The 13,932-nt window shown below is 40.4% G+C and carries 9 protein-coding genes; 4 read left to right on the top strand and 5 right to left on the bottom strand.

The window, feature by feature from the left end; translation table 11 throughout:
* The first annotated feature begins 466 nt into the window (after positions 1-466).
* Together aroC and A923_RS0117345 are read left to right on the top strand one after the other, a co-directional pair.
* A complete protein-coding gene (gene aroC / locus A923_RS0117350) occupies positions 467-1,555 on the top strand; it encodes a chorismate synthase (RefSeq protein WP_017222960.1) in 1,089 nt (362 codons plus the stop codon).
* Positions 1,556-1,883: 328 nt separating this feature from the next.
* Positions 1,884-4,448 carry an ATP-binding protein gene (locus A923_RS0117345; protein ID WP_026006314.1) on the top strand — a complete coding sequence of 855 codons (2,565 nt, stop codon included), beginning with the start codon at positions 1,884-1,886 and terminating at the stop codon, positions 4,446-4,448.
* Positions 4,449-4,537: 89 nt separating this feature from the next.
* Here the strand turns inward: A923_RS0117345 and A923_RS22550 are convergent, their stop codons facing one another.
* The 3 genes from A923_RS22550 to A923_RS0117330 form a co-directional block, all read right to left on the bottom strand.
* On the bottom strand, positions 4,538-4,840 hold the full coding sequence (locus tag A923_RS22550; RefSeq protein WP_017222958.1) for a substrate-binding domain-containing protein: 303 nt from the start codon (positions 4,838-4,840) through the stop codon (positions 4,538-4,540).
* A gap of 242 nt (positions 4,841-5,082) precedes the next feature.
* Positions 5,083-6,423: an SLC5/6 family protein gene (locus A923_RS0117335; RefSeq protein WP_017222957.1), complete on the bottom strand. Its 1,341-nt coding sequence runs from the start codon at positions 6,421-6,423 to the stop codon at positions 5,083-5,085.
* 554 nt (positions 6,424-6,977) lie between these two features.
* A complete protein-coding gene (locus tag A923_RS0117330) occupies positions 6,978-8,264 on the bottom strand; it encodes a sphingomyelin phosphodiesterase (protein ID WP_017222956.1) in 1,287 nt (428 codons plus the stop codon).
* Between the two features lie 361 nt (positions 8,265-8,625).
* Between A923_RS0117330 and A923_RS0117325 the strand changes: the two genes are divergently transcribed.
* Together A923_RS0117325 and A923_RS0117320 are read left to right on the top strand one after the other, a co-directional pair.
* Positions 8,626-9,993, top strand: a complete 1,368-nt coding sequence (locus A923_RS0117325) for a sodium-dependent transporter (protein WP_017222955.1) — start codon at positions 8,626-8,628, stop codon at positions 9,991-9,993.
* Between the two features lie 281 nt (positions 9,994-10,274).
* The gene (locus tag A923_RS0117320; RefSeq protein WP_017222954.1) at positions 10,275-11,279 is read left to right on the top strand and encodes a porin; all 1,005 of its coding nucleotides are present in this window, start codon (positions 10,275-10,277) and stop codon (positions 11,277-11,279) included.
* Between the two features lie 115 nt (positions 11,280-11,394).
* Here A923_RS0117320 and ybaK read toward each other — a convergent pair whose 3' ends face one another.
* Together ybaK and A923_RS0117310 are read right to left on the bottom strand one after the other, a co-directional pair.
* Complete coding sequence (gene ybaK, locus A923_RS0117315; RefSeq protein WP_017222953.1) at positions 11,395-11,865, bottom strand: Cys-tRNA(Pro) deacylase; 471 nt, start codon at positions 11,863-11,865, stop codon at positions 11,395-11,397.
* A 50-nt stretch (positions 11,866-11,915) separates the two neighbouring features.
* Entirely contained in the window at positions 11,916-13,790 is a 1,875-nt protein-coding gene (locus tag A923_RS0117310; RefSeq protein WP_017222952.1) for a monovalent cation:proton antiporter-2 (CPA2) family protein, read from the bottom strand.
* Between the last annotated feature and the right edge of the window lie 142 nt (positions 13,791-13,932).

Here is a 13,932-nt window from a genome sequence, read left to right as displayed (position 1 = left end):
ATAAATTGTCCTTTCACAACAGTACTTACAATGATAGAAAGTACGTTTGTGATAATGAGCACATTGATTTTGTGCATTTTTTTGAACTTCTTGTATGGCAATGAAAAGAGAGTGGTTTTATTTTCAGCATTTTTTAAATTGGACGCACTGAGATCCATGGTTTGAATCACCATGTCGCCGTGTTTATGCTGATACATTTAGATGTAAGGAAGTAATTCAAACAATAGCACAGCACCTAAAGTTTACAAGGCGATCGCTCGGTACGATACTTGGTATCCAGTGTTAAATGCTGCGTTTGGTTTTTTATCTTTAGAGCTGTTATATATTGTTGGCTGGTTGGGACATTTTCTCGCTGAGTTTATGATTTGCTCGGTCTTCACTTTTTTCTCTGTTTGCTATTGTCGCTAAGCCGCGGGTCTTGTATTCTCGAAGGTATCGGTAAGCATTATATAAAGGAAACGCTGTTATGGCAGGGAATAGTATTGGGCAATTATTTAAGATCTCCACATTCGGAGAAAGCCACGGACCAGCACTTGGGTGCATCATTGATGGCTGCCCTCCAGGACTAGAAATTTCAGTCGACGACTTGCAGTTTGATCTTGACCGTCGTAAGCCTGGCACATCTCGCTATACCACTCAACGACGTGAAGCTGACGAAGTGCAGATCCTTTCGGGTATTTTTGAAGGTAAAACCACAGGTTCTTCAATTGGTCTGATGATCAAGAATATCGATCAACGTTCACAAGATTATTCAAATATTAAAGATACCTTCCGTCCAGGTCACGCTGATTATACTTACCATCAGAAATTTGGTCATCGTGATTACCGTGGCGGCGGTCGTTCATCGGCACGCGAAACAGCAATGCGCGTAGCGGCTGGTGCCATTGCGAAGAAATACCTAAAAGAGCAACACGGTATTGTTATTCGTGGTTATTTATCACAACTGGGTCCAATCAAAGCAGAAGCACTGCAATGGGATCAAGTTGAGCAAAACCCATTCTTCTTTCCTGATCCAAGTAAATTAGAAGCGCTTGATGAATACATGCGTGGCCTGAAAAAATCAGGTAACTCTGTGGGCGCTAAAGTAACGGTTGTTGCACAAGGTGTACCTGTTGGTTTAGGTGAACCAGTATTTGATCGTTTAGATGCTGAAATAGCGCATTCATTAATGAGCATCAATGCGGTTAAAGGTGTTGAGATTGGTGATGGCTTTGACGTTGTAGAACAGCTTGGTAGCGAACACCGTGATGAGATGACACCAGAAGATGGTTTCCTTTCTAATCACGCTGGTGGCGTACTGGGTGGCATCTCAAGCGGCCAAGATATCATTGCACACATTGCGATGAAGCCAACATCAAGTATTACCATTCCAGGTAAATCAATTGATAAATTTGGTAACGCCATTGAGGTGGTTACTAAAGGTCGTCACGATCCATGTGTGGGTATCCGCGCAGTGCCAATTGCTGAAGCGCAACTTGCTATCACGCTAATGGACCACTTGCTAAGACACCGAGCACAGAATCTACATGTAGTAACAGATACACCAAATATGTAAGACCTCCCCCCCCATCCTCCCCCTTAAAGCAAGGGGGAGGATCAGACTTCATTGCCAATGAATCATAGTTACTTCGCAGCAGCTAATGTTTGCTTAGCGGGGTAGTTGGTATCAACAGCAAACTCGTTACCTGTTTAAGCTGTAGTCCGATTCTTTCTTACACTATTTCTATGATGTATATATAAGCCCTTAACAGTCGCTATGGCTTGTTAGGTGATAATCTGGCACAAATAAATGCGGCTTAGATCATAGTTATAATACTTTTTTAAGGCAAAGGACTGATATTACTTATACTACTAGGTAAGTGATTGGTTTTTATGGTGGTCAAATGTCTTTAAAGAAAAAAAGTATTATTGCACTGGGTTTTTATACTTGTTTACTCATAACCATCATTGCCAGCATTACCTATTATGTCGTTGAACCACCTATCCGGGATAATCTCGAAAATAACCTTAATTTAAGAACCCAGTTACTGTCCCATGAAATTGAAGAGCCTTTAGAGCGTTCTGTCGCCACTTTACATGGATTAGTTGGCGTAGCGGTAAGCGGTTATCCTGTCGACGTACTTGAAAAAATGATTTTTTCGGTATTTAACCAGAGTAATAATATCATCATCAGTGGTGGTATCTGGCCTGAACCCAACACCTTAGTTCCAGCACAAAATTTAGCGAGTTTATTCTTTTCTCGAGATGAACAGGGCAATGTTCAATTCATTAATGATTATAACAATCCTGCAGCTGCACCTTATCAGTCAGAGCCTTGGTATACCGCTGTCGCACATGAAAATAGTCAGCGTAAAATATCCTGGTCAGCGGTATACGTCGATCCTTTCACTAAGCAAAAAATGATCACAGCATCACAACCGTATTTTAATAATGGTCAATTTGCGGGTGTAGCAACGATAGATATTTCGTTAAAGGGTATGGTTGGCGTCATAGAATCTCATGCCGCAGAACATCAATTAGGCGTGCGTATTTACAGCGACAGTATTGCCATTGCAGACTATAAATTCAATGTAATAGAAGGGATGTACATTGTTAACAGTAGTTTGGATAAGTTTAATTGGCAGCTTGAGGTTATTAACTCTCACCATACCGTGGCAGATGATGTTTATACCCAAGTGGTTAATATTGAAATGGGCATTATACCGCTATTATTGGTCTGTGTGATTATTGGTTATTACATTATAAGCCATTGGTTAATAAATCCAATTACGAGAATATCAAAGCAGATAAATGAAAATGATACCGGTGAAATTATCGATATTAATTATCGTTATAAAGATGAAATTGCCAATTTAATAGAGTCTTTTAATAAGAAGACTGAATATCTTGAAATAGAAAAAATAAAAGCGGAATCATCAACCAAAGCTAAAACCTCTTTTTTAGCAAATATGTCTCATGAAATTCGCACGCCATTGAATGGCATTATTGGTATGTCGGATATTCTTGCTAGCACAGATCTAACCCCTGTACAGGTGGAGTATTTACAAACCATAGATACCTCATCGCAAATATTACTATTACTGATTAATGACATTTTAGATCTATCGAAGATAGAATCTGGCCATCTTGTGCTGGTGGCTCAAGAATCGAATGTCGCTGAAGTGGTGTATGACACCGTCACAATCTTGCAGGGTAAAGCTTCGGCTAAAGGTTTAGCGTTACAAATTGAATTAGCGCCAGAGCTACCTGGATTGGTCATGATAGATGCGCACCGTCTACATCAAATTTTGATGAATCTGATGTCTAACGCGGTTAAATTTACTCAACAAGGAAGCGTGACTTTATCCGTTGGTTATCAACAGCAAACTCGCACTCGAGGGACATTATTATTTGCGGTGAAAGATACAGGTATCGGTATAAGTGAAGATAAATTAGAGCAGGTATTTGCGCCTTTTATCCAAGAGGATGGCTCGATCACGCGTAAATTTGGTGGTACAGGACTTGGGTTAGCAATATGCCGTCAATTGGTGGTATTACTTGGCGGCGATATTAAACTTGATTCCAAAAAAGGCGTTGGCAGTAAATTCTATTTCACGCTCGATATTGATGTTATTGAGTCTGAAAAGTCAGTATTACCTGAGTTCAATGGCACTCAGTGCTTAATTCTAAATAATAGCCGTTATGATGCGGTACAACTTAAATCAGAATGCCTGAAGCTGGGGCTTGTCCCGACAGTCATGGCGCAGGAAGCTAACTTTATGGATGTTGCTAAGCAGTATGCGCTGATCATCTATTGTCAGTCTACAGTCGGCGCGACGCTTGCAGACATCGAAAAATTGAATGGTTTAGATAACCATCCTGCTTTGATAATTTGTACACAGCAACAAAATGAAAATATTGATTTTAACCACACTATCGATGGCTTAATTACATTGCCATTGTTGGGGAGACGCTTTAAGGCTGTCGTTCGTAAAGCATTAACAACATCAGCTAAAAATCGTACATCACGAGCAACTCCGCCCGCTAAATGGGTTAATGAACAAGGTAATAACAGTCTAAATGACGACAGTGAAAAGCAAATTATCTTAGTCGTTGAAGATAATGTGATCAATCAGAAAGTCGCGACGTTATTACTTAAAAAACAAGGCTTTATTGTTGCGTTGGCCAATGACGGCAAGGAAGCGGTAGAGATGATAAAAGCAGAGGCTGTAGCATATTCTTTGGTATTAATGGATTGCATGATGCCGGTGATGGATGGTTTTACTGCCACAAGCGCGATACGTGAATGGGAGCAACAACAAGCGAAAAAGCGCGTACCAATTATTGCCTTAACAGCGAGTGTGTTTGTCGAGGATATTGAAAAATGTTACCAATCAGGTATGGATGATTATGTCGCTAAACCTTTTAATAAAGAAGTCGTTTTTGAGAAGATCGCTGCTTATACTTGATATTAATCGCTAATCTAACGCCGCAATTTCAAGAGCATCGGTCATGAGCACGACTAAAAAGCTTAACCAACTGGGTTAATTTTTTAATACTATGCTCTTTTTGTCACTGATAACCTTTCAACTAATATGGCCTCAAACACCTTACCTTTAATGTCACTATTATTGCCTTTCGCCAGTGCTAAAGATAATGCTGCTGCTTGCTCTGCCATCGTTTGAATTGGATAGTGCATCGTACTGAGTTTCGGGTGCAGGTATTTAGCAATTAGGCCATTATCAAAACCCATCAATGAAATGTCATTTGGGACTGAGATATGGTGTGTTTCAAGCGCCGTTAACGCCCCTGCTACGACATAATCGTTATAACAAACGACGGCTGTGACCGGCGAATTCACCAAGGCTATTGCGGATTTACTGGCTTTCGGTGATTTGTTGACGACTCAGGAAACGCTGGCAACTGATACGTCTGATGCTTTTGCTATATTTTTCAACGTGATAATTCAGGCGGGGTCATACTTTCATGTTTTACGATAGAGTGCTAGGCAGGGTCATGTCTTTCTCAAATTGAAGATACAAAAAAACCGGCGAGGTGACTCGCCGGTTTGATTCGTTATTAACGTCTTAAGTTAGATGCGGTTTAGAATGAACCGTAGATAACTGAAGTGATAGCCATTAGACCACAGATAGTAACGAAGATGTTTGCTGCTTTAGCACTAGCATATTTTTGCATCGCAGGTACTTTCTTGATTGCGTACATTGGCATTAGGAACAAGATAGCTGCAATCATTGGTGCGCCAATTGTTTCGATAAGACCTAGTACACTTGGGTTGATAATTGCTACAGCCCATGTAGTTAGTACGATGAATGCGATAGAGAAAGTACTGATGTTCTTCTCTGATGCTTTTGGCACAACTTGCTTAACTAGACCGTTTAGACCTTCTTGAGCACCTAAGTAGTGACCGAAGTAGCTAGACGTAATCGCTGCGAATGCTACGAAAGGACCGAAGTATTGAATTAATACTGAGTCATGTACGTTTGCAAGGTAAGACAGGATTGAGATGTTTTGATCTTTAGCTTCACCTAGTTGCTCTGGTGATAGTGATAACACACAAGAGAATACGAATAACATAACGAAACCAAGTAACATTTGTCCAGCACGCTTACAGATAAGGTCTGTTTTTTGTACTGCGTTGTCACCGTAAGATTCACGTTGTGCTTTAGCAAACTGGCTGATTACTGGAGAGTGGTTGAATGAGAACACAATCAGTGGAATCGATAACCAGATAGCAGGTAAGAAAGATGATGCTTCAGGTACCACAGTGATCATGCTTGTATTCCAGCTTGGAATCAAGAATAGTGATAGACCGAATAAGATGAATACTAGTGGGTAAACTAATGCTGATGTTGCTTTAAGCATTAACTCTTTACCGAATAGAATCAGTGCAGTCATCACTAAAATTAGACCACCAGATAGTAACCAACGTGGAATACCGCTTACTTTATCCATTAATTGAACACCAGCTTCGTTAAGCAAAGGTGCGCCATCAGCCGCTAGGCGTGGGATTTCAGTGAAGATATCAAGTTGGTTAACAATGAAGCTTTCAAATGTATTTGTAATACCAACACCGTAGATTAATACGATAGGGTAGATAGCAAAGAAGTAAGCAAATGTAATTAGTTTTGCTGCGCCTTTACCAAAATGTTCTTCAACAACATCTGTGATGTCTGAATTTGGATTTTTTGATGATAGAACGAAACGAGCAAGTGATCTATGCGCGAACCACGTCATTGGACCAGCAAGTAGTGCTAGAACTACTAACGGCCAAAAACCACCTAAGCCTGCTTTAATAGGTAAGAATAAAACACCAGCACCTACTGCTGTGCCGAATAAACTTAATACCCATGTTGTGTCTGCTTTGTTCCATTTAGCAGCGTTCTTAGTGCCATCCGTGATCGTTGTAGTAGCTTGCTCTGACATTTCGTTCTCACCTGTTTTTTTATGCTTAATCTCAACTGCTGCATAGGATAATGATTTGAGTTTTATTTAAAGTGATGCAGATCGCTTTTTTGCTTCGAACCTAAAAAATACCCTGTATTTATCAAAATAATTTGATGTTTTACGTATTTTTTATTAACAACCCTTGTTTTTGTATGCTTATCGAGCAGTCAATTGTTTTTGTTCTGAGTTGTAGCGTTACACTATACTGGTATAGTGTTTTATACTGCAAATTACCAGTTATTCAGTGTTAATATTGTTCCTATAATGATTAATAAAACATGCTGGTAGCCAATAATGGGTAGTTTTACTGGTTTTAACAAGTTGATAGCAATTTATTTGTAGATGCAGATCACACTAATCATAGCAGGCTTCAACTTTATTTGAGTGTGACTTTTGGGCGTTTCAAGGTGAAAACAGTGTAACCACCCAGTTTTGAGTATTCATCTAGTAGTAATATCGAGTTTTAAGCCGATTTTTCAGCATCTAAAGAGAATAGATGCTGAAAAATAAATGTGCAGAGTTTTATCCTGCGATTACTTGCTTGGGTAGGTAAAATATCCACGAGCGGCGTAATGATCGGATAAGTCCCAGATTCCCCAAAGAGATTCAGTTAATGCCCGTGGTGCGAATATTTCTTGACTGGCACTGAGCGGTTGTAAATTGTCATTACCAGTTAACGTGTAATCCAGATATTCTAAATAAGGTTTCTCAGCCCAGTGATTGGTGTTGGAATCAAAAGACAGATTGTGACCTTTATTCTCTGGTTCGCTAGCATTAAGAATTATAGTCATCAGATCTCGATCACCAGGCAAGCCAATTTTGTTGACGTTGAAATCGCCCGCTAGAATGACAGCTTCATCTTCCGGAATGTTTTGTTGGCGAATAAATTCCCCCATTTCCTCTAGCTGGGCTAGGCGTGCTGAGCGATTAACATCATCATCAGATGATTGTGTGTGCGTAGCAAAAACATGGTAAATGTAACCTTGCTTATTAATACGGGTATAAATAACGCCACGGGTTGCGGCACACTGAATGCCATTGCAGTTGCTATACTTCAGGCTTTTTTCTACTTCGACTAGCCATGGCGTTAAGATACGTGTACCTGATTGCATGATCTTACCGAGTTTAAATATCTCACTGCTGGTAAAGCTATATTCTTTACTGAGCTGTTTAAGTAATTTATTTGTTCTGATCGGATCAAAGACCTCGGTTAATACCAAAGCATCGTAACCTGACATTATTGCAGGCATTTCCGTTAAACGGGTATCGACTTTTTTTGAACCAAATATAGTAGTGGCCCAAATGTTGTAACTTAATAAGCTAAACTCGTTACCCGCACCAATAGTTGGTTTTTGATCTTGCAGCTGTAACACATAATTCACCTTGCCACCTTTGCTGAGTTTCTCGCTATTAAAAGCCAAAGTATTGGTTTTATCGGCAAGTTGTAGTTCAACACGCTGGATGGCACTGTCGGTTTGCGGTTCGATGGTCACGGTTTCACTGTCTATGCCAAAGGCAAGCTCGCTGTTGGTAACGCGTTGGGTTAAGTTAAAGCTATATTCAGCATTACTTAATGTTAGCGTGATGTCATCGTCAGTAGCTGTGCGCGTAATGTCGGCTAATGCCACTGTGCTTAACGGCATTATTTGTGTTGTTAGCAACTCAACATTGTTACCTGTTGCTATATAGGTTGATAAGGTGTGTGGCGTGCTGTTCGTAAATTGAATAATAGTATGGCGTTCAACTGGTACCTGGCTCATCGCCCATAATGCTGGAGGGAATATAAATAACCCGAGTAATATTGTTATCTTCCGTAACATGTTTGCGTCCTTTTTGTTTATTACCAGTGTCATGAATGTGACACGTTGTTTTATTGTACATTATGATTTGATATGACAAGTACGTATATTAACCAGTCGATTTGACAATTTTATGAAAAATATAATATTTGTGGTGTTGGTCTCTTGGTAGGAGCTGCTATTTGAAGTCGGAACATTCACCTTTACGCAATTTAATCGTGTCAATGGTTGTTAATTTGATTTTATATTGTGATGATTTGGCTTTATTTTAGATTTAAACACTGACCTTTGTGGTATTTTATAGTTTTTAGTTGTTGCCTTTGGTGTTTTTTTAGGTATAAATCCTATTATTAATTGAATTTAGCAAATATGGTACGGAATAATGGCAACAGTACAGAGTAATAATGGTGCAGAACGCGGACATTTTGGTTCTCGCTTTGGTTTTATAATGGCAGCCGCTGGTTCTGCTGTTGGTGTCGGTAATATTTGGGGCTTTCCAACGCAAGCTGCAAGTAATGGCGGCGGTGCATTTTTAATGGTGTATATGTTCCTTATCTTCTTACTTGGTTATCCAATGTTAGTTGCAGAGCTAATGGTGGGTCGCCATGGTCAAACTAACCCTGCGGACGCAATGGCTAAATTAGGCCGTTCACCTGCGACTAAAATGATTGGTAGTTTGATTGGTCTTGCTTCTATTATCTGTGCTGCACTGATCTTCAGCTTCTACGCTGTGCTTTCTGGCTGGTTCGTGAGTAACACGCTAGCGCCGATTGCCTCGATAGTAGGTGCTGATGAAGTAAGCCGTTGGTTAATCGACTTCTCGCTATCGCGTAATGTTGTATTTACCTTAGTATTTGCATTGATGTGTGTTTACGTTATTCAAAAAGGCGTGCAAGACGGTATTGAAAAATGGTCGAAGCGTTTAATGCCGCTACTGTTCGCTATCTTGATTGCCAGCGTTATTTATATCTTGTTCCAACCAGGCGCAATGGAAGGTGTTGAAGCATTATTTACCGTTGATTTTGACAAAATATTACACCCTGATGTGATTATTGGTGCACTTGGTCAGACATTCTTCTCGCTGTCGATTGGTACGGGCGCAATGATGATCTATGGTTCATACCTTAAAGCAAATGAAAACATCAGTAAGTTAGCTGTGCACGTTACCTTTATGGATACAGGTGTTGCTTTCCTAGCGGCGATGTTGATCTTACCTGCTATGTATGTTGCTAAGCATAATGGTGTGACAATTTTTGATGCTGACGGTAACTTACTGAGCTCTGACACATTAGTGTTTACAGTATTACCTGCATTGTTTGCGACGATGGGCGCTGCAGAACATGTTGTTGCGATTATCTTCTTTGCATTGATGTCTGTTGCGGCATTAACGTCAGCAATGTCGGTAGTTGAAGTACCAACGAGTTATATTGTTGATAAAACGTCAATGTCACGTAAGAAAGTAACTTGGATTGTTGGTGCAGTACTGACTGTATTGGCTATGGCTGTTGTGAGTAACTTCGACTTTATGTTTGGCTTTATGATTAAGATATCGACTGAAATTATTCAGCCCCTAGTATGCTTAGGTCTTGCTATCTTTGTGGGTTGGGTATGGCATCGTAATAACCTGTTGACTGAAATTAAAGGTCAAGATGGTGCTGACGTAAATGGTATATTCTGGAAAGTATGGCCATTGTATGTGAAGTTTGTTTGTCCTGCTTTAATCATTGTATTAATTAGTACTTCGCTTTAATTAGCACTCAGCTTTAATTAAATATTGAACCAAAATATTTTGGTGTAAAAAGCTCAGTAGTTCACGCTACTGGGCTTTTTTATTTATAGTGTTCCTTTCATTTATCTTTAAAAATACTGATGTGCGATCACCTTTTGGCATAAAAAGTATAACCACAACATCAATTTCACAGAAAAGAACTACCCTTGACTAGTAGCTAGTTGTAAGGCTGCAATCACTTACCTTGAATATAAAGCACACTTTGGTTAAATAAAAAACGACTTAAATAACAAGGATGGATAATGAAAAATACTTTATTAGTCACAGCTATTCTCGCGAGTCTGGTTCCTACAGCACACGCCACTGTTAATGTGTACAAGGACGATGCTAATCAGGTTGATTTGTATGGTCGAGCTTACGCGGCTTATATTTATCAAGATGGTAAAGATGTAAAAAGTGATGGTCGCTCAGGTAGCTATTTTCGTACTGGTTTTAAAGCTTCTTCAAATTTAGCCAATGATTTAACGGCGCTTGGGCATATTGAGATGCAATTTGAATCCAAAGATAACGTTGATGCTAACTCCACTTCTAAAACACGTTTGCTGTATGCTGGATTGAAAAATGGTTGGGGACAACTGACTTTTGGTCGTAACTATGCCGTAGATGAAATTATTGCTGATTGGGCTGATGCCGGTACCACGGACTATTCGGGTAACCCTGCGCTAGGTGCATTAGGTCGACAAGCTAATATTTTAAAACTTGAAGCTAAGATGCTTGATGATAACCTTAACTTAGTGGCGCATGTCCAGCCGGAATCCAGTGTTGATGCTGGGACAGGTAAAGACAGCCAATCAAGCTACGCAGTAGGTGGTGTTTATGGTTTTGATTTTGGTTTAGAACTCGGTGCAACTTATACCGGTGTCATGACTGAAAATTATACGTTAAATTCAGATTATGATCGTTCCACTATTCTCGTCGCTGCGCGTTATAAACTGAAAGGTTTAACCGCATCTATTGTTGGCGATAGTTCATCCGTTGATACGCCTAATACAGCACTGAAGGCTAAAGATAGTAATGACTGGATGGCTTATGAATTTTCGCTTGCTTACAGCTTAGATAAGCTCACTGGCACGGTTACTTATAAACAACGTGATACTGATGCTATAAATGATAATACGGTTGATCAAACCGCATTGGGCCTTGCTTATAATTTTAATCCCAACTTCCGGTTGGTGACTGAGTATGTTATTGATGGCGTTGATGGTAATGAAGATCAGTTACATATGGCAGCACGATATGACTTCTAGTTAACCCCTGTTATTATTTATTCTTAAGTGTGCATAATAAAGCCCAGTAGATCGCTCTACTGGGCTTTATTTTTATAGGTTTCGACTTTAGATAGTTGATCGTAGCTGCTAATGACTATTCATTACTAATTGCAGCAAACTCAGCATTGGTTAACTGCTTCAAGTCTAACGGGCTTAGTTCAATTTCCAAGCCTCGGCGACCAGCACTGACATAGATCGTCTCATGATCTTGCGCTGAGTTATCAATCACTGTTAATAGCCGTTTCTTTTGCCCTAACGGACTAACCCCGCCAAGAACATAACCTGTTGAACGCATCACGTCATCTTTGTCCGCCATTACTGCTTTCTTGGCTTTGGTGGCCTTAGCAATGGCTTTTAAATTGAGCATCGCGGTGACAGGGACGACAGCAACGACCAGCTTTTTATCACCTATATCCACCACTAAGGTTTTAAATATGCGCTCAGCTGCGACAGCCATTTTTTCTGCCGCCTCTAAGCCATACGACTCGGCATTTGAATCATGCTTATATTCATGGGTCTTGTGGGCTACCTTTGCCTTTTTCGCTAATTGTACTGCTGGAGTCATGGTATTTATTCAGCCTTATTAAAGTCGTTTTATTAAATGGCGCTATATTTTTAAATATCAAAGTTGATTGGTTTTTTCGATTTATCTTTATTTTTCATTACTTCGGCTAAACTATCTTCAAGCTGTAGATACAGGTCACGATAAGCGGTATTAAACTTATCGTCTTCACTATTATTGAGCCAAGTTTGATACAAGGTCTCTTTACTGTGTTTTTCAATATCTTTGAAAGTGAGTTTAACGTCTTTTGCTTGTTCTTCATTAAAGCCTAGGTTTGTCAGTGCGTGTGAACCGAGTATTAAGGCTGAATGATAAGTTTCACTCACCACATGATCCGCACCCGCGTGACGTAGTGAATAACCATGACCACGGTCATAAGCACGCGCTAGTACTTTAACTTGTGGGTAATGCTGCTTGATGTAGCGGACTAAATCTACCGCGCGGGCTTTATCGTCAATGGCAACGATAAATAAGCTGGCGTTAGCGATCCCCGCGGTTTCAAGCAAGCTTGGTTGTGTTGCATCACCAAAGTAACTTGTCATTTTAAATGATCGCACTCTTTCGATCATATTCACATCATGATCCAGTACAACTGTTTTCACGCCGTTGGCAACTAATAGACGGTTAACAATCTGGCCAAATCGACCAATCCCTGCGACGATGACATCGCCATGTTCTTCGATATCATCACTTTCTTGTTGATTGGTCTTATCCATGTAGCGCGGTAAGATCACACGATCATAAAAGATAAATAATGCTGGTGTTAAGAACATCGATAGCGCAACTGAAAGGGATAAGGTTTGCGCAAGGTCAACAGGTAACACATGGTTGTTCACGGTAAAGCCAAGTAATACAAAACCAAACTCACCCGCTTGGGCTAAACTCAGCGCCAGTAACCAGCGGTCACTGCCTTTAATTTTAAATACTACCGTTAGAATAAATAATACCGTGGCTTTTATCAGCATCAATCCCAACGTGATTGAAACAATAGTGGCCGTATCGTTAAACAGGATTGCGAAATCAATACCAGCGCCTACGGTCATAAAGAACAAACCTAATAGCAAGCCTTTGAAAGGTTCGATAGTGGCTTCAAGCTGATGTCTAAATTCACTGGTCGCTAAGACGACACCGGCCAAGAAGGCGCCAAGGGCAGGGGACAGACCGACTAAATTCATGATGGCAGCAATACCGATGACCAGCATCAATGAGGTGGCAGTAAAGATTTCGTTAACTTTAGAGCTAGCGACAAATTTAAACAGCGGACGACTTAGGTAATGACCGCCAACTATCACGCCTGTGATCGCCACCACAATGACTAAGGCATAATAAATACCTGAGATATTCGCGACAAGAGATAACTCTTCATGTTGTGCACTGGCAGCTTGCACGGCATTTTGTGCCTGTTCAACCAATTCAGGAATCGCTAATAATGGAATTAACGCTAACATTGGGATCACGGCAATATCTTGAAACAATAATACGGAGAATGCAGAGCGTGCGCCTTCGGTTTTGGTCAGGCCTTTTTCGTTAAAGGTTTGCAATACGATCGCGGTTGATGACAATGAAAATACCAAGCCAATGGTCAGGGCAAGTCCCCAATCTAAATCAAGTGCGAGGGCAACGCCCATCACTGCGGCAATCGTTAAACCAACTTGTAAACCACCTAGACCAATAAGACGGTGGCGCATATCCCACAACATGCGTGGTTCTAATTCCAGTCCGACTAGGAATAGCATCATCACTACACCGAACTCGGCAAAGTGCTGAATTGTTGCTGTCTCACTCCCCACTAAGCCAATCACTGGGCCAATAATAACACCGGCAATGAGGTAACCGAGTACCGAGCCGAGTCCCAGCCGTTTAGCAATGGGTACCGTGATAACGGCGGCAAACAGATAGATGAATGCTTGAATGAAATAACCTGTCATGGTGCTTCCTTGTTCCTTAGGGGAGCTGAAAAGTAATCGATAGTCGTTAAGTTAAAACTTAGATTCAAACTTAGATTCAAATAATAAAAAGCCCTTAGCGCTAACTTATCTAACTATCGTCTTGTGATAGTCATAATAATAG

The sequence above is a fragment of the Moritella dasanensis ArB 0140 genome, from assembly GCF_000276805.1.
Lineage (GTDB): Bacteria > Pseudomonadota > Gammaproteobacteria > Enterobacterales > Moritellaceae > Moritella > Moritella dasanensis.
The sequence above is the reverse complement of the archived record's forward strand: the minus strand, read 5'-3'. Positions and strand labels throughout refer to the sequence as shown.